This is a genomic window from Geodermatophilus sp. SYSU D00766, assembly GCF_054049915.1.
The window spans coordinates 1-22,925 of the sequence record NZ_JBJGYI010000009.1 but is presented as its reverse complement, the minus strand read 5'-3'; the positions used below and the strand labels follow the sequence as shown (position 1 = coordinate 22,925).

The following is a 22,925-nucleotide window of genomic DNA, read 5'->3' as shown; positions in this document are numbered from 1 at the left end:
CGCGACCGTAGGACCGATGACTCCGCGCCGCCCGGCCGGTCACCCCTGGTCAGACCCCGAGCGACAGGAGGCCGGCGTGGGACGGCTCGTGATCACCCAGAACAGCACCCTCGACGGCGTCGTGGAGGCCACCGGCGGCTGGTTCGCCCCGCAGGACGACGACGCCGACACCACCGACCAGCTCGACGCCGTCCGCGAGCACATGACCGGCCAGTCGGTCTTCCTCGTCGGCCGGCGCACCTTCGAGGAGATGCGCGGCTACTGGCGGCAGCGGCCCGGCGACACCACCGGCATCTCCGCGCACCTCGACGCGGTGGACAAGGCCGTCGTCTCGCGCACGCTCACCGAGCCGGACTGGGCCGGCACCACCGTGCTGGCCGGCGACCCGGTCGAGGAGGTGGCCCGGCTGGTGGCCGGCCGCGACGGCGAGGTGGGCGTCACCGGCAGCATCACCCTCTGCCACGCGCTCGTCGCCGCGGGCCTGGTCGACGAGTACCGGCTGTTCGTCTTCCCGCGGGTCCTCGGCCGCGGCCGGCGGCTGTTCCCCGAGGGCACCGACGTCCGGCTCACCGCCACCGGCAGCGGCCGCACCTTCCGCTCCGGCGTCACGCTGCTGACCTACCGGCGGGCGTGAGGGCGGCTCAGCCGGCGTCGACGGTGTGCGGGACGAAGAAGCTGAGGTCGTCGGTGACCAGCCCGTCGCTCTCCCGGATGCCCAGGCCCGCCGGCTCGCCGTCGACCACCCACGCGCCGAGCACCGGGTGGTGCGGGCCGTCGACGCCGGCGAAGTCGGGCAGCGGCGCGAACCCCTGCACCACGAAGCCCTCGGTGCCGTAGCGGCCGGGCATCGCCGTCACCACCTGCCCGTCGCGGACGATCTGCACGTTGGCGCCCTCGCGGCCCCACAGCGGCTTGCGCACGTAGTCGCGCCAGCTCGAGGGCATCTCGTCGGCGAAGTAGGCCGGCAGCAGCAGCTCGGACAGCACCGGGTCGCCGCCGAAGATCCGCCACAGCACCGGCAGCAGCGCCTTGGTGCTCCACAGCATCTTGTAGACCGGCTCGACCCAGGTGGTGCCGCCGGGCCGGGCCGCGTCGGCGAGGACGGCGGCGCCGAACTCGTCGTCGACCAGCCACTCCCAGGGGTAGAGCTTGAAGACGACGTCGACGTGGCGCCCGGCCGGGTCGTAGAAGCGGCCGTCGCCGGAGTCGAGCGCGAGGTCCTCGACGACGACCTCCACCGCCTCGTAGCCCGCCTGCACGACGGTGTCCATGAGGTACGCGACGGTCATCCGGTCCTCGCCGGAGGTGTCGGCGCTGCTCCACGCCAGGTGCACCCGCGGGCGCACCCCGGTCCGCCGCTCCCAGCGGGTCAGGTTGCGCTGCCAGGCCGCGACGAGCTTCTCGTGCAGCGCGTTCCACTGGTCGCGGCCCTGCCCGGTGAACAGGTGCCAGTTCCACTGCGTGACCGCCGCCTCGACCAGCGCGGTGGGGGTGTCGGCGTTGAACTCGAGCAGCTTGGGCGGGCCCGAGCCGTCGTAGCGCAGGTCGAAGCGGCCGTAGACGCTGGGCGGCTCGGCCTCCCAGGTGCTGCGGATGCCGGAGCGGGCGATCAGCGGGATGCCCATCCGGTCGAACAGGTCGTGCTCGATGACGTGGTCGCCGGCGGCGACGCACATCTCGAACAGCTGGGCCACCCAGCCCTCGAGCCGGGCGACCTCCTCGGAGGTGAAGTCGTAGTACGGGCCCTCGCGCCAGTAGCTGCGCACCTCACCGCCGGGGGTGGCGGTGCGGTTGTAGACCAGGCCCTGGGCCTCGACCTCGGCCTCCCACCCCGGCCGGACGACGCCGCCCTCGACGCGCCGCACGCCTCAGGAGCCCGAGCTGCCGGTGCCGCCGGTGCCCGAGCCGATGCCCCCGGCGACCCGGGTGCCGGCGACCACCGCGCCGGCGGCGGGCAGGCCGTAGCGCTGGCGGGCGACGGTGTCGCGCGGGTCGACCCGGGTGCCGCCGCGGGGCAGCACGGTGCCGACCGGCAGGCCGGGGCGGAAGGCGCCGAGGTAGAGGAAGAACAGCCCGGGGCCGCGGTAGCCGTCGTCGCAGTAGTCGTCGTCGACGATCTCGCCGTCCTCGTCGGTGCAGTACGCGACCTGCTCCTCCTGGTCGTCGGTGCCGCAGCCGGCGAGGAACCCGGTGGCGGCGGTGGCGAGCACCGTCGTCGTCAACGCGCTGCGCACCCGGTTCGAGAACGCCATGGACCCCTCCCGCCTCGGTGGACGCCCCGACCCTAGGCCGTCCCGGCTCCCCCGACGGCCGCCGGGCGGCGCGGACGGTCCCGTACCGCTACGGTCCGGGCACCGACGCCGTCGTGCCCGGGGAGGCGTGATGACCGCCAAGGAACCCGCCGAGGTCGCCAGGGTCGCCGCGGCGACCGGGGCGAAGAAGGTGCACCGCAGCTGGGACCGGGTGCTGGTGAGCGCCTTCCTCGCCGGCGCCTACATCTCCTTCGGGGCGCTGGTCGCGATCACCGTCTCCTCGGGGCTGGACCCGGGCACCTGGGGCACGCTGCCCACGCTGTTCATGGGCGCGGCCTTCACCCTCGGGCTGGTGCTGGTGCTGATCGCCGGGTCCGACCTGGCCACCGGCAACATGATGCTGGTCCCGCTGGGCGCGATGAACGGCAAGGTCACCGTCGCCGACGTCGTCCGGAACCTGACGCTGGTGCTGCTCGGCAACCTGCTCGGCGCGCTGTTCGTCGCCTTCTTCCTCGCCGTCTCCACCGGGGTCATCGGCGACCCGGACAGCACCGGCAGCGCCGGGCTCACCTTCGCGCGGCTGGCCGAGATCGCCGACGGCAAGACCCACCACACCGCGTGGGAGACCTTCCTGCGCGGCGTCGGGTGCAACTGGCTGGTCTGCCTGGCGGTGTGGATGTCGCTGGCCACCACCAGCGTCGCAGGCAAGATCCTGGCCGTCTTCTTCCCGGTCATGGCCTTCGTCGCGATGGGCTTCGACCACGTGGTGGCCAACATGTTCTTCCTGCCGGCGGCGGTGTTCGCCGGCGTCGAGGGGGCGAACTGGGGCGACACCCTGACCAACTGGCTGCTCGCCGGCGTGGGCAACCTCGTCGGCGCGGTGGTCTTCGTCGGGACCTCCTACTGGTACCTGTTCCTGCGCGACGCACCCGACGCCGCCCCGCGCACGGGCGCCGAGCCGGCCGAGCGCGCCTGAGCCGGGGCGCCGCTACGGTCGCCGCGTGAGCGACCCCTGCAGCCCGGAGCCCGACGAGGAGGCCGCGGTCCGGATCGCGGCCGGCTACGCGGTCGAGGGGCCCGCCCTCGAACTCGGCGCCGTGTCCGTCGGCGGCCGCCCGCACCCCGGCGCGCAGGTGCGGCTGCCGCTGTCGGTCCTCAACCGGCACGGCCTGATCGCCGGCGCCACCGGCACCGGCAAGACCCGCACGCTGCAGCTCCTGGCCGAGCAGCTCTCGGCCGCCGGCGTCCCGGTCGTGCTCGCCGACCTCAAGGGCGACCTCGCGGGGCTGGCCGAGCCGGGGCAGGCGAGCGAGCGGATCACCCGCCGGGCCGCCGAGACCGGGGACCCGTGGACGCCGACCGGCTTCCCCGTCGAGTACCTGGCCCTCGGCGGGCTCGGCACCGGCGTCCCGGTGCGGGCCACGGTCAGCGACTTCGGCCCGACGCTGCTGGCCAAGGTGCTCGGCCTCAACGCCACCCAGGAGAGCTCGCTCGGGCTGGTCTTCCACCACGCCGACGAGGCGGGCCTGCCGCTGCTCGACCTGGCCGACCTGCGCGCACTGCTGACCTGGCTGACCCGGCCCGAGGGGAAGGCGGAGCTCGCGGGCCTGGGCGGGCTGTCGAAGGCGACCGCGGGCGTGGTGCTGCGCGAGCTGGTCGCGCTGGAGGACCTCGGCGGCGACGTCTTCTTCGGCGAGCCCGCCTTCGACCCCGCCGACCTGATCCGCACCGCCCCCGACGGCCGCGGCGTGATCAGCGCCGTCGAGCTGCCCGCCGTCGCCGACCGGCCCGCGCTGTTCTCCACGTTCCTCATGTGGCTGCTCGCCGAGCTGTTCGAGGAGCTGCCCGAGGTCGGCGACCTGGACAAGCCGAAGGTGGTGTTCTTCCTCGACGAGGCGCACCTGCTCTTCGCCGGGGCCGGCAAGGCGTTCCTGACCGCGGTCACCCAGACGGTGCGGCTCATCCGCTCCAAGGGCGTCGGCGTCTTCTTCGTCACCCAGCAGCCCACCGACCTGCCCTCCGACGTCCTCGGCCAGCTGGGCAACCGGGTCCAGCACGCGCTGCGCGCCTTCACCCCCGAGGACGCCGACGCGCTGCGCAAGACGGTGCGGACCTTCCCGGCGAGCGACGTCTACGACGACGTCGCCGCGCTGCTGACCTCGCTGGGCACCGGGGAGGCGGCGGTCACCGTGCTCTCGGAGCGGGGGGCGCCGACGCCGCTGGCCTGGACGGTGCTGCGCGCACCGCGGGCCTCCATGGGCACCGTGGCGCCGGACGCGATGGCCGCGGCGGTGGCCGCCTCGCCGCTGCAGCCCCGCTACGGCACCGCCGTCGACCGCGAGTCCGCGCGCGAGCTGCTGGCCGCGCGGCTCGCGCCGCCCGCCCCGCCGGCTGCTCCCGCGCCGCCGCGGGAGGCCCCGAGGGAGGAACCGGCGCGCCGGCGCGAGGAGCCCGAGGAGGGCGGCGTGCTGGCCGACGTCATGGCCTCCCCGGTGTTCCGCAGCTTCGCCCGGTCGGCGGCCTCGGCGCTGGGCCGGGAGCTCACCCGCGGCCTGTTCGGCACCCGCCGCCGGCGCCGCTGAGCCGCTCCCCGGTCGCGGGGCCCGGGAGCCGGTGGCACCGTCGAGCGGCACACACGGACCGGGAGGGCGCGGGCGATGCGGTACAGGGAGGGCGGGCGGCTCGACACGTCGTCGGTCCAGGACCGGCGCGGCCGGGGCGGCGGGCTCGGCGGGGGACGGGGGCTCGCCGTCGGCGGCGGCGGGCTCGGGATCGTCGGCCTGCTCGTCGTCGTGCTCATCCAGGTCCTCGGCGGCGGGAGCGGCGCCGGGGCCGGGCTCGGCGCGCTGTCCGGCGGGCTGGCCGAGGGGGAGACGGCCGACAACGCCGCGCTCGAGCAGTCCTGCGACGACAGCGGCGACGCCAACGACTCGGTCGAGTGCGCCGTCGTCGCCGACATCGACTCCATCCAGGACTACTGGTCGCAGGCGCTGGGCGCGGAGTACGTGCCGACCGACACGGTGTTCTTCTCCGGCCAGGTGCAGACGCAGTGCGGCGGGGCCACCAGCGGCTCGGGCCCGTTCTACTGCCCCGCCGACCAGCTCGTGTACATCGACCTGACCTTCTTCGACACCCTCCGCACCCAGTTCGGCGCCGAGGGCGGGGCGTTCCCCAACGCCTACGTGCTCGCCCACGAGTACGGCCACCACGTGCAGAACCTGCTCGGCACCAACCGGCTGGTGACCCCCGGGGAGACCGGCCCCACCAGCGGCACCGTGCGCCTGGAGCTGCAGGCCGACTGCTACGCCGGGGTGTGGGCCAACCACGCCGAGACGGTGCCCGACGAGTCCGGCGCCCCGCTGATCGCCGACATCACCGAGGACGACATCCAGCGGGCGCTGGACACCGCCGCCCGCATCGGCGACGACTTCATCCAGCAGAACCTGGGCGGGGGCTCGGTCGACCAGGACACCTTCACCCACGGCTCCTCCGAGCAGCGGCAGCGGTGGTTCCTCACCGGCTACGAGACCGGCGACCCGGCGCAGTGCGACACCTTCGCCACCGACGACCTCGGCTGAGCCGGTGACCGGGCACCTGCGGACCGGCCGCGACGGCGCCGTCGCCTCGCTGGTCATCGACCGCCCGGAGAAGCGCAACGCGCTCACCGCGCAGATGTGGGCGGCGCTGCCGGGCGTCCTCGCCGAGCTGGCCGACGACCCCGCGGTGCGCGTGCTCGTGGTCAGCGGCGCGGGGCCCAGCTTCTGCGCCGGGGCCGACATCGCCGACCTGCTCGGCGGTCCCGACGCGGGCGACCCGATGGCGGCCGTGCGGGAGGCCAACCTCGCCGCCCAGGCCGCGCTGCGCGACTTCCCCAAGCCGACCATCGCGATGGTCCGCGGGCACTGCATCGGCGGCGGCGTGGAGCTGGCCACCTGCTGCGACCTCCGCTTCACCGACCCGACCGGCGTCTTCGGCGTCACCCCCGCGAAGGTGGGCATCGTCTTCACCCCGACGTCGACCCGCCAGCTCGTCCGGCTGGTCGGGCCGGCGACGGCGCGCTACCTGCTGTACTCCGGCGAGCTGGTCGACGCCGAGACCGCACTGCGCACCGGGCTGGTCGACCGGTTGCTGCCCGCCGGCGACCTGGCCGGTGAGGTGCGGCGGTTCGCCGAGGTGCTGGCCGGCCGCTCGGCGCTGACCCAGCGCGCGGCCAAGGAGATCACCGCCGCGCTCGACGACGGCGGCGACGACGAGCGGGTCGAGGAGCTGGCTCGGCGCTGGTACCGGGAGACCGCGGCCGCCGGCGAGCTCGCCGAGGGCGTCGCCGCCTTCGCCGAGCGCCGCGCACCCCGCTTCCCCTGGCGCGGCTGACCTCCGGGTCAGGCGACGCCGAGGCCGGCCTCCTCCGCCTCGACGGCGGCGTTCCACTCGCGCTTCTCGGACTGCCAGCGGTCCTCGGTGCTGCCCAGCCGCCAGTAGCCCGACACCGACATCCGCTCCCGCGGGACGCCGAGCCCGGAGCGCACGAACCGGCGCAGCTCGCGCACGGCGCCGGCCTCCCCGTGCACGAACACGTGCACGTCGCCCTCGGGGAGGTCGGCCCCGACGACGGCGGCGACCAGGGCGACCCCCGGCGCGCGGCCGCGGGGCACCCAGGTGACCCGGACCCGGGGCCCGCCGGGCAGCGGCTGCTGCTCCTCCGGCCCGGCCACCTCGACGAAGACCTCCGCGCGGGCGTCGGCGGGCAGCGCCGCGAGCGCGGCGGTGATCGCCGGCAGCGCCGTCTCGTCGCCGGCGAGCAGGTGCCAGGCGGCGTCGACCGCGGGCGTGTAGGCGCCGCCGGGCCCGAACAGCTGCAGCGCGTCCCCCGGGCGCGCGGCCAGCGCCCACGGTCCGGCCACGCCCTCGTCGCCGTGGACGACGAAGTCGATGGTCAGCTCGCCGGCCGCGGCGTCCCACGAGCGCACGGTGTACGTGCGGGTCGAGGGCCACTGCTCGCGGGGCAGCCGCTCCTGCACCTCGTCGAGGTCGAAGGGCGCGGCGTAGGGCGCTCCCGGCGGCGGGAACAGCAGCTTGACGTAGGAGTCGGTGTGCTCCGGCGCGAAACCGGCCAGCCCGTCGCCGCCCAGGACGACGCGGACGAGGTGCGGCGTCGGCCGGGTGGTGCTCATCACGGTGCCGGTGCGCGGCGTGCGCCGGCGGCGCGGGGTCGGGTCGGCCACGGGCCCTCCTCGGATCAGGGAAGGCTCACCTTACCTCCGGTGTACCGCCGGGCCGGCCCCGTTTCCGGACCGCCTCGTCCGGGTAGCCCCTGGCCTGCGGGAACGACGCCGTCCCCGGCGCCGTCATCCGGCGCGCGCCGCTCCCCCGGACGGCGCCGGACCGCTCTCCCCACGACTCACGGGCCGTCACCCGCCCCGGTGCCGACCCCGCTCGACCTGCACACGATCCGGCGACGGCCGTCGCCCGGCGATGTGTGCGTGATCCATTCCGGGGTAGCAGGACGCCGACCGAGATCCACTCAGGAGGAACGATGACCCACTCCATCGACGCCCCCCTCCCGCCGCCGCCCTCCTCGGGTGCGACCGGCTACGGGGACACGAGTACGACCTCGACCACGACCAGCACCGGCTCGCCGTCCACCACCGACGTGGCCAAGGACGAGGCCCGCAACGTCGGGCAGACGGCCAAGCAGGCCGGCAGCCAGGTCGCCTCGACCGCCGCCGACCAGGCGAAGACGGTCGTCGCCGAGGCACAGCAGCAGGCCCAGGGCCTCGTCCAGCAGGGCCGCACCCAGGTGCGCCAGCAGGTCGTCTCCCAGCAGCAGAAGGCCGGGCAGAGCCTGGCGAGCCTCGCCGAGCAGCTGCGCGGCATGGTCGAGGGCAACGCCCCGGCCCCCGGCCCCGCCCGTGACCTGCTGCAGCAGGGCGCCGGCCGGGTCGAGGAGTTCGCCCGCATGCTGCAGAACCGCGAGCCGGGCGACCTGCTCGAGGACGTCCGCAGCTTCGCCCGTCGCCGCCCCGGCTCCTTCCTGCTCGGCGCCGCGCTCGCCGGCGTCCTCGCGGGCCGGCTGACCAGCGGCGTCAAGGCCGCGCACTCCGACACCAGCTCCTCGTCGGGCCGGCACTACACGGGGACGACCCAGGGCACCGGCAACTTCGTCGACACCACGCCGTCCTACTCCGGCTACGAGACGACCTCGGGCTACGAGTCGACGCCGTCCTACGAGACGACCACCACCTACGAGACGACCACGTCGGGTGGCTACGGCGAGACCGGGACCACCGGCACGCCGCTGCCGCCCCCGCCGTACGGCACCACCCCGCCGGCCGGCGGCGTCGTCCCGCCGACCACTCCCGCGGGCTGGGACGACCCCACCCGCCGCCCGGGCACGGGGGTCTGAGCCATGTCCTCTCCCTACTCCGGCGCCACGCCGGTGGGCGGCCAGTCGGGCTACCCGCCGGAGCCCCCGCCGGCCAACTACGCCGTCCCGCCCACGTACGACCAGGGTCAGGCCGGCAGCAGCGCCTACGGCGAGCAGTCCTACGCCGACGAGTCCTACGGCGCCTCGACGGGCGCCCACGCCGGCAACCTGGGCACCCCGACCACCGAGGCCGGCCGGCCCGACGTCGAGGGCGTCTCGGTCGGGCAGCTCATCAGCGAGGTCACCACGGACCTCTCGGTGCTCATGCGCCAGGAGCTCGCGCTGGCCAAGGCCGAGCTGCAGGTCGAGGCCAAGAAGGCCGGGCAGGGCGCGGGCATGTTCGGCGCCGCGGGCCTGGCCGGGCTGATGACCGTGATCTTCCTCAGCATCGCGCTGTGGTGGGCCCTGTCCCACCTGGTCGGCCACAGCTGGTCGGCCCTCATCGTCGCGGTCCTCTGGGCGATCATCGGCGCGGTCGCGTTCTCGATGGGCCGCAAGAAGTTCCGGCAGGTCAACCCCAAGCCCGAACGGACCGTGGACACGCTCCAGCAGGTCCCCGGCGCCCTGAAGCCCCACTGACCCCCGGGCCCACGGCCCCCACACCTCTCTGGAGCAGACATGACCAGCAGTGACCCGGACGCCATCCGGCGGCAGATCGAGGAGACGCGGCGCGAGCTCAGCTACGACGTCGACGCCCTCAACGAGAAGGTCAACCCGGCCCGCGTCGTCGACCGGCGGATGAGCGCGGCCAAGGGCCGCTTCGCCAACGTCAAGGACAAGGTCATGGGCTCGGCCCACGACACCCGGTCCTCGACGCGCGGCACCGCTCAGAACGCGCTCGGCTCGGTGCAGGGCACGGCCTCCAACGTGGCCGGCTCGGTGCAGGGCACGGCCTCCAACGTGGCCGGCTCGGTGCAGGGCGCCGCCTCCAACGCGGCCGGCACCGTGCAGGACGCCGCCTCGTCGGCGGCCTCGGCCGTGCAGCAGGCCCCGGACGCGGTGATCCGCCAGACGCAGGGCAACCCCCTCGCGGCCGGTCTCATCGCCTTCGGCGTCGGCTGGCTGGTGAGCAGCCTGCTGCCGGCCACGCAGAAGGAGCAGGAGCTGGCGCAGCAGGCCGAGTCCGCCCTCCGCGAGCACAAGGACGAGCTGCTGGCCCCGGCCAAGCAGGCCGCCCAGGAGGTCGGCGAGCAGCTCAAGCCGGCCGCCCAGCAGGCCGTCCAGGAGGTCAAGGGCACCGCCCAGGACGCCGCCCAGACGGTCAAGCAGGAGGGCCAGTCGGCCGCGCAGGACGTGCAGGGCCAGGCCCAGCAGTCCCGCGAGTCCGTGCAGAGCCAGGCCACCAGCTCGTAGCAGCACCCAGCACCGCGCAGCGCCCCGCCGGGTCTCCCCGGCGGGGTGCTGCCGTGTCCGGGTCTCCCCTGCTCGGGTGAGCCGGCGGCGCGCCGCCTGCAGGGCCGCGCCGGCGGGGCCGACCTGACCCCCGTGACCGGGACCGGGGCCGAGCTCGCCGCGCTGCGCGCGCGGGTGGCCGAGCTGGAGGCCGAGCGCTCGGCCCTGGCCGCGCTGGTCGACGACCGCGGCGAGGAGCTCGCCGTCGCCGCCCGCGTGCTGCGCGCCCGCGCCGCCACGATGACCGGCGTCGTCGACGCCATCACCGAGCAGTCGGTCGTCGGCACCGACGCCGACGGCGTCGTCCGGGTGTGGAACCCCGGCGCCGAGCGGCTGCTGGGCCTCCCCCGCGCCGAGGTCGTGCGCCGCCGCCGCGTCACCGACTTCCACGACCCCGCCGAGCTCGCCGGCCGCGGCCTGTCCGCGCTGGTGGGCACCGCCGCCGAGCGCGGCAGCGACGTCCGCGACTGGACCTACGTGGCCGCCGACGGCACCCGCCGCACGGTGTCGGTGGCGGTCACCCCACGGGCCGACGACGGCGGTCCCGACGGGTGGACCTTCGTCGGCACCGACGTGACCGGGGTGCGCGAGGCCGAGCGGCTCAAGGACCAGTTCGTCGGGCTGGTCAGCCACGAGCTGCGCACGCCGCTGTCGTCGGTCCTCGGCTACCTCGAGCTGGTCCTCGACGACCCGGCGCTGGGCGAGCAGACCCGCGGGTACCTCGACGTCGTCGCCCGCAACGCCGCCCGGCTCGAGCGGCTGGTCGGCGACCTGCTGTTCACCGCCCAGGTGGAGGCCGGCCGGTTCCCGCTCGTGCCGGGCGAGGCCGACCTCGGGGCCCTCGCGCGCGCCACCGAGGAGTCGGCGCGGGTCACCGCGGCCGCCGCCGGCGTGGTCCTCACCGCCCGGGTGCCCGCGGGTGGCCCGGTGGTGCCCGGCGACGCGGTCCGACTGGGCCAGGCGCTGGACAACCTGGTGTCCAACGCGGTCAAGTTCACCCCCCGCGGCGGGCGGGTGGACCTCACCGTCGTCCCCACCGCGGAGGAGGTCCGGGTGGCGGTCGCCGACACCGGCGTCGGCGTCCCGGCCGCCGAGCAGGCGCGGCTGGGCAGCCGCTTCACCCGCGGGTCGAACGTGCGCCGGTCGGTGCCGGGCGCCGGCCTCGGCCTGGCGATCACCCGGGCCATCGCCACCGCGCACGGCGGCCGGCTGGAGCTGGTCAGCACCGAGGGCCGCGGCACCACGGCCACCCTGGTCCTGCCCCGCTGAGCACAGCCGTCTTGCGGCGATCGTGCGGGGTCCCCGCGGAGGCGCTGCGCGGGCGCTGGCAGGCTCCCCGGCGTGAGCACGGCGGACCGCACCCCGCAGCGACGGACCACCCTCGTCACCGACGGCGACCTCCCCGCCCGCCTGCTGGCCTTCCTCGAGCACCGCGCCGCGACCGCGCCCGCCGACCCTGCCGCGGTCGACCCCGCCGCGGTCGACCCCGCCGTCGTCGAGCGGCTGCGCGCCGCGCACGCCGACGCCCTGCCGGGGCGGCTGGCCGCCATCGGCCGGGCCGCCCGCGCCGGGGACACCGCCGCCCTGGCCGACGGCGCGAGCGCGCTGGCCGGCAGCAGCGGGCAGCTCGGCGACCCCGCCGTCGCGCGGCTGTCCGGGGCGATCGCCCGGCAGGCCCGCCGCGGCGTCGTCGCGCACGCGCTGGTCACCGAGCTGACCGGGCTGACCGGGCTGACCGGGGCCGCCGGCGCGGTGCCGGCGCCGCGCGGGGGTCAGGCCACCAGCCGGTAGCCCACCCCGCGGACGGTGCGGATCCCGGCCTCGGCCAGGCCCGCGGCCTGCAGCTTGCGGCGCAGGTTGGACATGTGCGCCTCCACCAGGCGCAGGCTGCCGGCCCACTCGGTGCGCCACACCTCGCGCAGCAGCGTCTCCCGCTGCAGCACCCGGCCCGGCCGCGACGCGAGCGCCGCCAGCAGGTCGAACTCGGTGCGGGTCAGGTCCACGACGGCGCCGTCGACGCGCACCTCGCGGCTGTCCTCGTCGATCTCCAGGTCGGCCAGCCGGACGGGGGCCGTGCCCGGCGCCGTGGTGTCCGTGACCGTGCGCGGACGGCGCAGCATGGCCTGCACGCGGGCGACGAGCTCGCGCGGGGAGAACGGCTTGGCCATGTACCCGTCCGCGCCGACGGCGAGGCCGACGAGCAGGTCGACCTCCTCGGCGCGCGCGGTGAGCATGAGGACGTAGCAGCCGCTCTCGGCGCGCAGCTGCCGGCAGACCTCGGTGCCGTCGCCGTCGGGCAGCCCGAGGTCGAGCACGACCAGGTCCGGCGCCGACCGGCGCACCTCGGCCAGGCACCCGGCGGCCGACCCGACGGCGCGCACGTCCAGCCCGGCCCGGGTGAGCACCGTGACGACCAGCTCGCGGATCTCGGCGGTGTCCTCCACGACGAGCACCGACTGCGCGGCCACCGCACCTCCCCACCGCGGGCGGCGGTCCCGCCCGTCTCCCGCAGGGCTTCGGCGCGGCGGTGCGACAGGTGCAGCCGGGGAGCGGTGGCTCGCTCGGCCGAGTGAGCAGTTGCCGCGGCTCGACGCGGCGGGTCGGCGCGGGTCGCCGACCGCACCTGCCCGCTCGGCCCGCGCGCCCTCACACGAAGGCGCTCACCCCGGTCAGCGCGCGGCCGACGATCAGGCTGTTGATCTCGCGGGTGCCCTCGTAGGAGTAGAGCGCCTCGGCGTCGGCGAAGTACCGCACGACGTCGTTCTCCAGCAGGATCCCGTTGCCGCCGAACAGCTCGCGGGCCAGCGCCACGGTCTCGCGGGCCCGGGCGGTGACGAAGGACTTGGCCAGCGCCGCCTGCTCGTCGCGGAAGACCCCCTCCTCCTGCAGCTGCGACACCCGCACCGCCATGCCGAGGCTGGCGGTGACGTTGCCGGCCATCCGGGCGAGCAGGTCCTGCACAAGCTGGAACCCGGCGATCTGCCGGCCGAACTGCCGCCGATCCTTGGCGTAGGCGATCGCCGCCTCGAAGGCGCCCATCTGGCAGCCCACGGCCGACCACGCGACGCCGCCACGGGTCAGCTTGAGCACGCGGTTGACGTCCTTGAAGGAGTTGCCGTGCTCGAGCTTGTTCTCCGCCGGGACGCGGCAGCCGTCGAAGACGATGTCGGCGTTCTGCACCGTGCGCAGCGCGTACTTGCCCTCCATCTTCGTCGGCGTGAAGCCGGGCGTGCCCTTCTCGACGACGAACGTCTTCACCTGGTCGTCGGCGACGTCGCGGGCGAACACGACGACGACGTCGGCGAAGGTGCCGTTGCCGATCCAGCGCTTGGCGCCGTCGATGACCCACTCGTCGCCGTCGCGGCGGGCGGTGGTCTCCAGGCCGCGGGCGACGTCGGAACCGCCGTGCGGCTCGGTGAGGGCGAACGCGCCGATCCGGTCCAGCGCCACCATGCCGGGCACCCAGCGGGCCCGCTGCTCGTCGGAGCCCAACAGCACGATCGAGCCCATCGACAGGCCGTTGTGCACCCCGAGGAAGGTGGCCATCGACGGGTCGACGCGCGCGGTCTCCAGGGCGATGAACCCGGTGAACAGCCGGGAGGCGCGCGGCCGGTGCTCCAGGTCGTAGCTGCGCCCGACCATCCCCTCCTCGGCGAAGCGCGGTACCAGGTCCATCGGGAACTCCGCGGCCGCCCACGCGTCGTTGACCCGCGGGCGGACCTCCTCGTCCAGGAAGCGCCGGATGCCGGTCAGCTCCTTGCGCTCGTCGTCGGTCAGCAGCGTCTCGTAGCCGTAGAGGTCGCCGGGCAGCTCGTCGGTCATCGCGGGTCCTCCGTCGATCGGGTCGTCCTCACCTACCCGCCGCGGCCGCCCGCAACGCGACGGCGGCCGTCGGGTACGGCGCCGTCGCCGCCTCGCTCGTCGCCGTCACGGCGAGCCCCCGCCGGCTGGCCAGCAGGGCCACCGCGGCGGGCACCGCGTCGCGGTCGGGTGGGCGCATCACCGAGAAGCCGACGACCACCCGCCCGCCGGGAGCCAGCAGGGCCGCGACGGCGTCCCACTCGGGGGCCGGCGGGGTCCAGAACGCCCGGACGTCGACGGCGACCACCGCGTCGAAGCGCTCGCCGCCGAGGTCGGCCGACAGCAGCGGCGCGGGGAGCACCCGGACCCGGCCGTCGTCGACGGCCGCGCGGTTGCGCCGGGCGGCGGCGGCGGCCATCCGCGCCGACCGGTCGACGGCGACCACGCGGCCCGCGCCGACCGCGGCAGCCAGCTCCGTGACCAGGACGCCGGCGCCGCAGCCGACCTCGAGCACCCGCTCCCCCGGCGCCGCCGCGACCACGCCGGCGACGAACGCCAGCCGGTCGGACGCCGCCCGTGCGGTCACACGTGCGCCTGTCCGGTGGACGCGCTGGTCCCGCCGTCGACGGCGAGCACCGCGCCGGTCACGTACCGGGCGCCCTCGGAGGCGAGGAACAGCACCGACGGCGCGATGTCCTCGGGCTCGCCGGGGCGGCCCAGCGCGATGCGGTTGCGGAACGGCGCGAGCGAGGCGTCGTCGCGGGGAGCGTCGGCGTTGAGCTCGGTGAAGGTGAAGGCGGGCGCGACGGCGTTGAGCCGCACGCCGCGCGGGCCCCAGTCCAGCGCCAGGGACCGCACGAAGTTGGTGACCGCGGCCTTGGTGGCGTTGTAGCCGGCCTGCCCCCAGTCGCCGCGCAGCCCGGACACCGAGGAGACGGCGACGAGGTTGCCGCCGGACTCCGCCAGCCGCGGCAGCGCGGCCTTGGCGAGGTGGAAGAACGCGTCGACGTTGGTGGCGCGCATCCGCTCCCAGGCGTCGTCGGCGAGGTCGGTGACCTCCCCGCTCTCGTAGCCGGCCGCGTTGCTCACCACGACGTCGAGCCGGCCGAAGCGGTCGACGACGTCGGCGACCAGCCGCCGCACCTGCGCGGGGTCGGAGACGTCGGCCGGCAGTGCCGCCCCGCGCCCGGCGGGGACGCCGTCGAGGGCGGCCTCGAGCCGCTCCCGCCGGCGGCCGGTGACCACGACGGTGGCGCCGGCGTCGAGGAACGCGCGGGTGATGGCCAGGCCGATGCCCGTGCCGCCGCCGGTGACGAGGACGACGGAGCCGGTGAAGTCGAAGGTCGCTGAGCCGCTCATGCCCGGCGCCCTACCCGACGCGGGCGCCGGGTCACGCCAGCGCGCGGGCGAGCACGTCGACCAGCCGCCGGACGTCGCCGGGGCCGGCGGCGTGGTCGGGGTTGAGCTCGGTGACGCACAGCCCGCGGAACCCCGGGTCGGCGCACAGCCGGGCCAGCAGGCCGGCCACGACGTCGAGGGCGAGGCCCTGGCCGTGGTCGGGGACGTCGGCCAGCGGCAGGTCGAGGAACTCCACGACGTCGACGTCGAGGTGCACGAGGAACCCGTCGGGCCCGCCCACCGCCGCGGCCGCGTCCGCCGCGACCCCCGCCGGGTCGGCGGCGACCTGCGCGGCGCCGACGACGGCCAGGCCGGTGCGCGCCGCGGTGGTGGCGTCGGGCTCGGTGTCGCGGACGCCGACGGCCCGCACGCTCTCGACCGGCAGCAGGGGCACCGGCCCGACGGCGAGCAGGTCGGGGTCGCACCCGTCGAGCGCGAGCACGTGCGCCAGCGCCATGGAGTCGGCGACGCCGGTGGGGTTGTCGGCCGGGGTGCGCAGGTCGACGCCGCCGTCGACGTACACCAGCCCGGGGGTCAGGCCGGCCGCGCGGGCACCGGCGACCAGCCCGGCCGTCGTCGTGCACTCCCCGCCGACGACCACCGGCAGCCGCCCGGCGCGCAGCGATCCGGCGACGGCGTCGCGCACCGCGGCCAGCCCGGCGGCGACCCGGCCGGCGTCGCGCACCCGGCCCGCGGGCGCCCGGCCCGCCGTCCAGCGCACCGGCGCGAACAGCTCCCGGACCGCCACCTCGCCGCCGGCGGCCAGGGCGCCGGGCAGCCCGGCCTGCTGCAGCGCGGCCCAGGCCCGCTCCTGCCCGGGCCAGTGCGCCGCGGCGCTGGAGGGGGCGGCCAGCAGGTCGAGGGGGCGCGCGGAGGGCACCCCGGTGTCCTACCCCGCCACGGGGCGTGCGGCCAGCGAGCGGGGCTCAGCCGCGCTGCCGCCGCCGGCGGCCACCGAAGGCCTGCTTGACCCGGCGCCACCGGTTGGGGGTGTGCTCGGCGTCGAGCAGCTCGGTCTCGGCGAGGAACCGCTCGACCGGCGCGAGCTCCGGGGGCTCGAAGGCGACCAGCGAGCGGCCGGTGGGCCGCTGCAGCGACTCGATGGCCCGCACCAGCGAGCCCCCGCAGCGCTCGACGGCGGCGGCCACCTCCTCGGGCGCCACGCCGAGGTGCTCCCCGAGCAGCCGGTGGCGCATCCCGAGCACCGCCGAACGGATCTCCGCCTCGCGGGGGTCGCCGGTGCGCGCCTCGATCGACACGTCGCACTCGGTGTCCAGGCCCATCGAGCGGTTGTTGAGGTTGGACGAGCCGATGCGCAGCAGCCGGTCGTCGAGGACGGTCACCTTGGCGTGCACGTACACCGGCCGCCGGCCCTCGGCGACCGGGACGTAGAGCCGGAACCGGTCGTACCGGTCGGCGCGGCGGACCAGGTCGAGGAGCTTCACGCGGGCGGTGTCCATCGCCCGGGTCTCCAGCCAGCTCTCGGCCGTCTGCGGGTTGAGGACGACGAACTCCGGGCCGTCGGGCTCGCCGAGCCGGTCGGCGATCGCCTCGGCGATCCGGCGGTTGGCGAAGTACTGCGTCTCGATGTAGACGGCCTCGCGGGCGGCCGCGATCACCGCGAGCCACAGCAGCTCGATCTCGTGGACCAGCTGCGCGCCGCCGTGCTCCGGGCGGGTGCGGGAGATCGCGACGTCGACGTCGGTCAGGAACGTCTCGACGTCGGGCCAGCACGCCTCGACGTCGTCCACCGGCTCCAGGTGCTCGCCGGTGCCGCTCTCCCAGCGCTCGCGGGCGAGGTCACCGAGCGCGCGGGCGGCCGGGCCGGAGACGAGGCTGGTGACGTCGTGCCACGGCCCGCTCAGCCGGGTCGTGTGCGGCCGGTGGCGCAGCGGGTGGCGGTCGCGGTGCTCGGAGGTGTCCCAGCGGTCGGCGGTGACGTCGATGCCGCCGGCGAAGGCGAGGCAGTCGTCGATGACGACGATCTTCTGGTGGTGCGCGCCGCCGATCGGGTGGTGCGTGTCGACGCTGAACCGCAGCCGGTCGGGCGAGCGGCGGTTGAGCAGCACGATCGGCGCCATCCGCCGGGTGAGGGCCACCACCATGCCGAGGTCCCACTGCAGGACGCCGATCTCCAGCCGCGGGTTGGCCCGCACGGCCCGCTCGAGCACCGGCCCGAGCCGGTCGTCGTGGGCGCGGCCGGGCGTGCGGGGGTCCAGCCGGATGCGGGGGTCGAAGTCCCAGCCGATGAACAGCACCCGCCGCTCGGCGCGCAGCACCGCCTGCTTGAGCGTGGCGAAGTAGTCGGCGGCGTCGACGAAGACGGCGTGCCGGTCGGCGCGCTCGATGCGCCAGCACGTCTCGCCGGGGACGAGCAGGGTGTCGGCGGTGGGCGCGGGGACGGGAGCCGGGGACGTCGTCCCGCTGCCGTCGGCGCTCTCCGTCACCCCGGCAGTCTGCCGACCTGCGCAAGCACCGTGCGCGTCCGCCTCGCCGACGTCATCCGATCGGTGCCGAACGGGGTGCTCGCGGAGGGTGACGACGCCGAGGCGTGTCCGTCCCCGGACCGGCCCCCGCGGACGGGACCGGCCCCGACCGGCTACCTTGCCGGGCATGCCGCTGGTGCTGCACTGGGGCGGGCCCCGACACGGCGAGGTCGACGACCTGCGGGCCGAGATGCTGACGTCCTCGGTGCTGGTCTACGACGGGCCCCGGTGGTTCGGCGTCTACCAGCGGTACGAGCCGGTGCAGGTGCGCGACACCCCCGAGGGGCCGGCCGAGGTGTGGGTCGTCCGCGAGTAGCCGGGGCGAGGTCTGTCGGTGGCCGTCCCGCCCCGGCATGCTCAGCACGTGGACCTCGATCCGGACCGCCGCTCCCCGCCGTGCGTGCTGGTCATCTTCGGCGCCTCGGGTGACCTGACCGCGCGCAAGCTGCTGCCCGCGCTCGAGCGGCTGGCCGGCTACGGGGCGCTGCCGCCGGAGGTGGCGCTGGTGGGTGTCGCCCGCACCCCGATGAGCGACGCCGACTTCGGCGAGCTGTGCCGCCGCAGCGTGTCCGGGGACGACCCGCGGTGGCGCGAGCTCACGGCGGCGGCCCGCTACGTGCACGGCGGCTACGACGACCCGGCCACCTACCAGCGACTGGCCGAGGTGCTGGCCGAGTGCGACGAGCGGCACGGGACCGCCGGCAACCGGGTGTACTACCTGGCGACGCCGCCGCGGCTGTTCGGGCCGATCGCGGTGAGCCTCGGCAAGGCGGGGCTGTCGGTGCCCTCCGACGGCGCCTTCGTCCGGGCGGTCGTCGAGAAGCCCTTCGGGTGGGACGAGGACAGCGCCCGCGCCCTCTACGCGGACCTGTCGTCGGCGTTCACCGAGGAGCAGATCTTCCGCATCGACCACTACCTGGCCAAGGAGACGGTGCAGAACCTGCTGGCGCTGCGCTTCGCCAACTCCATCTTCGAGCCGATCTGGAACCGCACGTGGGTCGACAACGTGCAGATCACCGTCGCCGAGACCCTGGGCGTCGGGGACCGCGGCGGGTTCTACGAGACCACCGGCGCCATGCGGGACATCGTCCAGAACCACGTCCTGCAGGTCCTCTCCCTCTTCCTCATGGAGCCGCCCACGTCGTTCCACGCGGAGGCGATCCGGGACGAGAAGGTCAAGCTGCTCCGGGCCATCGCGCCGCTGGAGGACGAGGCGCAGATCGCGGCCAACGCGGTGCGCGGGCAGTACACCCGCGGCGGCACCCGCGAGGACCTCATGGCCGGCTACCGCGACGAGCCCGGCGTCGACCCGCTCAGCTCCACGGAGACCTTCGTGGCGATGCGCCTGGAGGTGCAGAACTGGCGCTGGACCGGCGTCCCGGTCTACGTGCGCACCGGCAAGCGGCTGCCGGCGCGGCTGACGGAGGTGGCCATGGAGTTCCGCCGTCCGCCGCAGCTGCCGCTGTTCCCCGGCCGGGCCGAGGGGCTGGAGCCCGACGCGCTCGTCGTGCGCGTCCAGCCCGACGAGGGGCTGAGCCTGAAGTTCGGCGCCAAGGTGCCCGGCCACGCCTTCCGGGTGCAGAAGGCCTCGATGGACTTCTCCTACGAGAGCTTCGACGAGCAGTCCCCCGACGCCTACGAGCGGGTCATCCTCGACGCGCTGATCGGCGACCCCACGCTGTTCATCCGCGCCGACGAGGTCGGGCGGTCCTGGCGGATCGTCGACCCGGTGATGCGGTACTGGGCGAGCGACCCGCGGCCCATCCCGCTCTACCAGGCGGCCACCTGGGGGCCGCCGGAGGCCGACGCGCTCATCACGCGGGACGGCCGCAGCTGGCGCCACTCCGCCCGGTCCTGACCGGCGTCGTCCACGGGGGGCCGGCCCGCGGCCGGGGTCAGGGCGCCACGGGCAGCCCGGTGAGGATCGCGACGGCGACGAGTGCGGCCGCGACCACGTCGACGGTGGCGCAGAACGGCGGCCACCAGCGGGTGCCGGCCACGAAGCCGGTGCGGTGCTGCCACAGGTCCTTGAGGCCGTGGCCCAGCAGCCCGGCCACGACCAGCCAGCCCGACGCCGGCACCGCGGCCGCGGCGAGGACCACGAAGGCCGACGCGACGGCCACCTCGACGGCCAGGACGTGCCGGCGCCCGTCGGCGACGGCGAACCCGACGTAGACCGCGGCGATCAGGGTGAGGCCCAGGGCGTGGACGGTCACCGGCGCCAGCCAGGGGAAGGCCAGCGGAGCGACGGACTGCAGGGCGCCGACGACGACGCCCCACAGCACCGGGGTGCGCAGGCCGTGGTCCGCGGGGTGGGTTCGGACGGCGGTGCTGCTCACGGGAGCCTCCGACGGGTGCGGGGTGGAGTGGGAGTGCACCCCGAGGATCGCCGGGGACCGGGCGCGTTCGGACCGGCGACGTCGCCGGGTCCGGGAGGCCGGGACGGCGCCCGCGGGCCGGTACGGTCGGCCCCGTGCTGGCCGGTCGCGACGCCGAGCGGGCCACGGTGGCCGCCCTGCTCGACGCCGCGCGGAACGCGCGGGGCGGAGCGCTGGTGGTGCGCGGCGTCGCCGGGTCGGGCAAGTCGACGCTGCTGGCCGAGGCGGTCGCCGCCGCGTCGGACGCCACCGTGCTCCGCACGCAGGGCGTGGAGTCGGAGTCGCCGCTGGCGTTCGCTGCGCTGCAGCGGCTGCTGTGGCCGCTGCGCTCCTCCCTCGCCGCGCTGCCCGAGCCGCAGCGGCGGGCGCTGCGCGCGGCGCTGGGCGAGGCCGAGGGCGAGGGCGACCGGTTCCTGGCGTTCCTGGGCACGCTCAGCCTGCTCGCCGACGCCGCCGAGGAGCGCCCGGTGCTGGCCGTCGTCGACGACGCGCACTGGCTCGACGACGCCTCGGCCGCCGCGCTGCTGTTCACCGCACGCCGGCTGCAGGCCGAGCGGGTGGCGCTGCTGTTCGCCGCCCGCGAGGGCGAGGCGCACTCCCTCGACGCGCCCGACCTGCCCACCCTCGTCCTCGGCGGGGTGACCGGGGCGGCCGCCGGGACACTGCTGGCCGAGCGGTCCGGCGCCGACGTCGACCCGGGCGTGCGCGACCGGCTGGTGGCCGCCACCGGCGGCAACCCGCTCGCGCTCGGCGAGCTCGCCGGCGTCCTCTCCCCCGACCAGCTCACCGGGCGGGCGCCGCTGCCGGCGGCGCTGCCGCTGACCGGTGGGGTGGAGCGGGGCTTCCTGGACCGGTACCGGCGGCTCGGCGAGGCGGCGCAGCGGCTGCTGCTGGTGGCCGCGGCCGATGACACCGGCCGGCTCACCGTCGTCCGCGACGCCGCCGACCGCCTCGGCGCCGGCGACGAGGCCCTGGACGAGGCCGAGCGGGCCGGCCTGCTGCGCGTCGAGGGGGGCGTGCTGTCCCTGTACCACCCGCTGGTGCGCTCGGCGGTCTACCGGGCGGCTCCCAGCGCCCAGCGCCGGGCCGCGCACCGGGTGCTGGCCGAGGTGTCGGGCGCCGACCCCGACCGCCGTGCCTGGCACCTCGCGGCGGCGACCGACCGGCCCGACGAGGCCGTCGTCGCCGCGCTCGACGGCGTCGCCGAGCGTGCCACCGGTCGCGGTGGCCACGAGGCCGCCGACGCCGCCTGGGCCCGCGCCGCCGAACTGACCGCCCCGGGCCCGGCCCGTGGCCGCCGGCTGTACCGGGCCGCGGCTGCGGCGTGGCTGGGTGCGCACCCGTCGCGGGCGACGGCACTCGCGTCCGCCGCGGCGGCCGAGGTGACCGAGCCGTTGCTGCGAGCCCAGCTGCTGGCCCTCCAGGGGCAGATCGCCTGGACGACCGGGTCGTTGGACGACGGCTACGACCTCGTGGCGCAGGCCGCGCGGGTCGCCGGCGACGTCGACCCGGCGCTGGCGCAGCAGCTGGCGGTGATCGCCGCGGCCCTGACCGTGTACGGCGCCCGCTCCCCGCAGCCGGCGAACCCGGCCGGGCTGGTGGCCGCCCCCGCACCGGACGCCCCACCGCGGGTGCGGGCCGCGGCGGCTCTGCTGCGCGGGTTCACGGCAGCCGCCCGCCGGGACTGGGCAGCCGCGGCTGGCTCCTTCCGTGACGCATTCGCGCTGACCGACGCCGACGTCCGGGACGACCACGTGCAGCGCAACCTCGGCATCGCCGCCCTGGTCATCGGCGACGACGAGCGCGGGCTGCGCCTGCACGAGCAGCTGCTGGCCGCCGCCCGCCGCGCCGGAGCGCTCGCCACCGTCGAGTACGCACTGACCCGCGGCGTGCAGATCCAGCTCGCCGTGGGCGCCTGGGCGCGAGCGGCCGGCGCGGCGACCGAGGCGGTGCCGCTGGCGGCCAGCACCGGCCACCCCGGGATGGTCGCGCTCCCGACCGCGCAGCTCGCCGTGCTGGCGGCCCGCCGCGGCGACGACGACGCCGAGCGTCTCGTCGAGGAGGCGGCCGGCATCCGGGCCGGGCACCCCGGCGGGGTCACCGACGTCGTCGTGGTCGACCTGCTGAACTGGGCGCGGGGCCTGCGCGCCGCCCGGCAGCCCGCGACCGCCCTGCACCACCTGGAGCAGATCACCGAGACCGGCGTGAGCCGGATGGCGGCGCTCGATCGCCTGGAGACCGCCGCCCGGGCCGGCCGCGACGACCTCGCCCGCGCGTGGCTGGCCGAGCTCGAGGGCTTCGCGGCCGGTACCGGCGCGCCCGCCGCGGTCGCCGTCGTCGAGCACGGGCACGCCCTGCTCGCCGAGGGCGAGGCCACGGAGGAGCACTTCCGGCGCGCGCTGGCCGCGCACGCCGGCTCGCCGCGGCTGCCCGACCGGGCCCGCACCGAGCTCGCCTACGGCGAGCACCTGCGCCGGGCCCGGCGGCGGGTCGACGCCCGCGGGCACCTGCGCAGCGCGCTGGCCCTCTTCGAGGACCTCGGCGCGGTGACCTGGGCCGAGCGGGCCGCGGCCGAGCTGCGGGCCTCCGGGGAGACCGCCCGCCGCCGCGACGTGTCCACGGCCACCGACCTGACCCCGCAGGAGCGGCAGGTCGCCGCGCTGGTCCGGCAGGGTCTGTCCAACCGGGACGTCGCCGCCCAGCTGTTCGTGAGCGTCCGGACCGTCGACTTCCACCTGCGCAACGTCTTCAGCAAGCTCGGCGTCACCTCCCGCACCGAGCTCACCGCGCTCCC

The 22,925-nt window shown here is 76.3% G+C and carries 23 protein-coding genes; 13 read left to right on the top strand and 10 right to left on the bottom strand.

Features of this window, described 5'->3' with window-relative positions; all coding sequences use genetic code 11:
• Positions 1-76: 76 nt before the first annotated feature.
• Positions 77-634 (top strand): dihydrofolate reductase family protein, encoded by a 558-nt coding sequence (locus ACI8AD_RS09565; RefSeq protein WP_456870296.1) that lies wholly within the window; start codon positions 77-79, stop codon positions 632-634.
• A 7-nt stretch (positions 635-641) separates the two neighbouring features.
• On the opposite strand, the gene ACI8AD_RS09560 is transcribed toward ACI8AD_RS09565, so the two are convergent.
• The gene (locus ACI8AD_RS09560; protein ID WP_456870295.1) at positions 642-1,865 is read right to left on the bottom strand and encodes a glutathionylspermidine synthase family protein; all 1,224 of its coding nucleotides are present in this window, start codon (positions 1,863-1,865) and stop codon (positions 642-644) included.
• Positions 1,866-1,868: 3 nt separating this feature from the next.
• Complete coding sequence (locus tag ACI8AD_RS09555; RefSeq protein ID WP_456870294.1) at positions 1,869-2,252, bottom strand: hypothetical protein; 384 nt, start codon at positions 2,250-2,252, stop codon at positions 1,869-1,871.
• 130 nt (positions 2,253-2,382) lie between these two features.
• Here ACI8AD_RS09555 and ACI8AD_RS09550 point away from each other — a divergent pair, with 130 nt between their 5' ends.
• From ACI8AD_RS09550 to ACI8AD_RS09535, 4 genes are all read left to right on the top strand, one after another.
• Positions 2,383-3,228 (top strand): formate/nitrite transporter family protein, encoded by an 846-nt coding sequence (locus ACI8AD_RS09550; RefSeq protein WP_456870293.1) that lies wholly within the window; start codon positions 2,383-2,385, stop codon positions 3,226-3,228.
• Between the two features lie 25 nt (positions 3,229-3,253).
• Positions 3,254-4,834: a helicase HerA-like domain-containing protein gene (locus tag ACI8AD_RS09545; protein WP_456870292.1), complete on the top strand. Its 1,581-nt coding sequence runs from the start codon at positions 3,254-3,256 to the stop codon at positions 4,832-4,834.
• Positions 4,835-4,909: 75 nt separating this feature from the next.
• Positions 4,910-5,830 (top strand): KPN_02809 family neutral zinc metallopeptidase, encoded by a 921-nt coding sequence (gene ypfJ, locus ACI8AD_RS09540; RefSeq protein WP_456870291.1) that lies wholly within the window; start codon positions 4,910-4,912, stop codon positions 5,828-5,830.
• A 4-nt stretch (positions 5,831-5,834) separates the two neighbouring features.
• Positions 5,835-6,623, top strand: coding sequence for an enoyl-CoA hydratase/isomerase family protein (locus ACI8AD_RS09535; RefSeq protein WP_456870290.1), 789 nt, complete (start codon positions 5,835-5,837; stop codon positions 6,621-6,623).
• A gap of 8 nt (positions 6,624-6,631) precedes the next feature.
• Here the strand turns inward: ACI8AD_RS09535 and ACI8AD_RS09530 are convergent, their stop codons facing one another.
• Positions 6,632-7,474, bottom strand: a complete 843-nt coding sequence (locus tag ACI8AD_RS09530) for a siderophore-interacting protein (protein ID WP_456870289.1) — start codon at positions 7,472-7,474, stop codon at positions 6,632-6,634.
• A gap of 311 nt (positions 7,475-7,785) precedes the next feature.
• On the opposite strand from ACI8AD_RS09530, the gene ACI8AD_RS09525 reads away from it, so the two are divergent.
• The 5 genes from ACI8AD_RS09525 (at position 7,786) to ACI8AD_RS09505 (ending at position 11,859) form a co-directional block, all read left to right on the top strand.
• Positions 7,786-8,655: a hypothetical protein gene (locus tag ACI8AD_RS09525; protein WP_456870288.1), complete on the top strand. Its 870-nt coding sequence runs from the start codon at positions 7,786-7,788 to the stop codon at positions 8,653-8,655.
• A gap of 3 nt (positions 8,656-8,658) precedes the next feature.
• Positions 8,659-9,255: a phage holin family protein gene (locus ACI8AD_RS09520; protein ID WP_089406188.1), complete on the top strand. Its 597-nt coding sequence runs from the start codon at positions 8,659-8,661 to the stop codon at positions 9,253-9,255.
• A 39-nt stretch (positions 9,256-9,294) separates the two neighbouring features.
• Positions 9,295-10,029: a DUF3618 domain-containing protein gene (locus ACI8AD_RS09515; RefSeq protein ID WP_456870287.1), complete on the top strand. Its 735-nt coding sequence runs from the start codon at positions 9,295-9,297 to the stop codon at positions 10,027-10,029.
• Positions 10,030-10,161: 132 nt separating this feature from the next.
• Entirely contained in the window at positions 10,162-11,337 is a 1,176-nt protein-coding gene (locus tag ACI8AD_RS09510) for an ATP-binding protein (RefSeq protein ID WP_456870286.1), read from the top strand.
• 72 nt (positions 11,338-11,409) lie between these two features.
• A complete protein-coding gene (locus tag ACI8AD_RS09505) occupies positions 11,410-11,859 on the top strand; it encodes a hypothetical protein (RefSeq protein ID WP_456870285.1) in 450 nt (149 codons plus the stop codon).
• Here ACI8AD_RS09505 and ACI8AD_RS09500 read toward each other — a convergent pair.
• The 6 genes from ACI8AD_RS09500 to ACI8AD_RS09475 form a co-directional block, all read right to left on the bottom strand.
• Entirely contained in the window at positions 11,841-12,536 is a 696-nt protein-coding gene (locus ACI8AD_RS09500; protein ID WP_456870284.1) for a response regulator, read from the bottom strand. The two genes, ACI8AD_RS09505 and ACI8AD_RS09500, sit on opposite strands and share 19 nt — an antisense overlap.
• A gap of 178 nt (positions 12,537-12,714) precedes the next feature.
• Complete coding sequence (locus ACI8AD_RS09495) at positions 12,715-13,890, bottom strand: acyl-CoA dehydrogenase family protein (RefSeq protein WP_456870283.1); 1,176 nt, start codon at positions 13,888-13,890, stop codon at positions 12,715-12,717.
• 28 nt (positions 13,891-13,918) lie between these two features.
• Entirely contained in the window at positions 13,919-14,455 is a 537-nt protein-coding gene (locus tag ACI8AD_RS09490) for a class I SAM-dependent methyltransferase (protein ID WP_456870282.1), read from the bottom strand.
• Positions 14,452-15,228 (bottom strand): SDR family NAD(P)-dependent oxidoreductase, encoded by a 777-nt coding sequence (locus ACI8AD_RS09485; RefSeq protein WP_456870281.1) that lies wholly within the window; start codon positions 15,226-15,228, stop codon positions 14,452-14,454. The genes ACI8AD_RS09490 and ACI8AD_RS09485 overlap by 4 nt, the downstream gene beginning before the upstream one ends.
• Before the next feature lie 31 nt (positions 15,229-15,259).
• On the bottom strand, positions 15,260-16,147 hold the full coding sequence (locus ACI8AD_RS09480) for an arginase family protein (RefSeq protein WP_456870280.1): 888 nt from the start codon (positions 16,145-16,147) through the stop codon (positions 15,260-15,262).
• Positions 16,148-16,193: 46 nt separating this feature from the next.
• Positions 16,194-17,714 carry a phospholipase D-like domain-containing protein gene (locus ACI8AD_RS09475; protein ID WP_456870279.1) on the bottom strand — a complete coding sequence of 507 codons (1,521 nt, stop codon included), beginning with the start codon at positions 17,712-17,714 and terminating at the stop codon, positions 16,194-16,196.
• 166 nt (positions 17,715-17,880) lie between these two features.
• On the opposite strand from ACI8AD_RS09475, the gene ACI8AD_RS09470 reads away from it, so the two are divergent.
• A complete protein-coding gene (locus tag ACI8AD_RS09470) occupies positions 17,881-18,069 on the top strand; it encodes a hypothetical protein (protein ID WP_141233894.1) in 189 nt (62 codons plus the stop codon).
• Between the two features lie 48 nt (positions 18,070-18,117).
• On the top strand, positions 18,118-19,611 hold the full coding sequence (zwf, locus tag ACI8AD_RS09465; protein WP_456870278.1) for a glucose-6-phosphate dehydrogenase: 1,494 nt from the start codon (positions 18,118-18,120) through the stop codon (positions 19,609-19,611).
• Between the two features lie 37 nt (positions 19,612-19,648).
• Here the strand turns inward: zwf and ACI8AD_RS09460 are convergent, their stop codons facing one another.
• Positions 19,649-20,092, bottom strand: coding sequence for a hypothetical protein (locus ACI8AD_RS09460; protein ID WP_456870277.1), 444 nt, complete (start codon positions 20,090-20,092; stop codon positions 19,649-19,651).
• 134 nt (positions 20,093-20,226) lie between these two features.
• Here ACI8AD_RS09460 and ACI8AD_RS09455 point away from each other — a divergent pair.
• On the top strand, positions 20,227-22,925 hold a 2,699-nt coding region (locus tag ACI8AD_RS09455; protein ID WP_456870276.1), incomplete at its 3' end, for a helix-turn-helix transcriptional regulator.

What these genes read in the sequence shown, in the direction of transcription:
- ACI8AD_RS09555 (WP_456870294.1), bottom strand. Translation starts at nt 2,252, where the DNA reads ATGGCGTTCTCGAACCGGGTGCGCAGCGCGTTGACGACGACGGTGCTC.
- ACI8AD_RS09550 (WP_456870293.1), top strand. Translation starts at nt 2,383, where the DNA reads ATGACCGCCAAGGAACCCGCCGAGGTCGCCAGGGTCGCCGCGGCGACC.
- ypfJ (WP_456870291.1), top strand. Translation starts at nt 4,910, where the DNA reads ATGCGGTACAGGGAGGGCGGGCGGCTCGACACGTCGTCGGTCCAGGAC.
- ACI8AD_RS09525 (WP_456870288.1), top strand. Translation starts at nt 7,786, where the DNA reads ATGACCCACTCCATCGACGCCCCCCTCCCGCCGCCGCCCTCCTCGGGT.
- ACI8AD_RS09520 (WP_089406188.1), top strand. Translation starts at nt 8,659, where the DNA reads ATGTCCTCTCCCTACTCCGGCGCCACGCCGGTGGGCGGCCAGTCGGGC.
- ACI8AD_RS09515 (WP_456870287.1), top strand. Translation starts at nt 9,295, where the DNA reads ATGACCAGCAGTGACCCGGACGCCATCCGGCGGCAGATCGAGGAGACG.
- ACI8AD_RS09495 (WP_456870283.1), bottom strand. Translation starts at nt 13,890, where the DNA reads ATGACCGACGAGCTGCCCGGCGACCTCTACGGCTACGAGACGCTGCTG.
- ACI8AD_RS09485 (WP_456870281.1), bottom strand. Translation starts at nt 15,228, where the DNA reads ATGAGCGGCTCAGCGACCTTCGACTTCACCGGCTCCGTCGTCCTCGTC.
- ACI8AD_RS09470 (WP_141233894.1), top strand. Translation starts at nt 17,881, where the DNA reads ATGCCGCTGGTGCTGCACTGGGGCGGGCCCCGACACGGCGAGGTCGAC.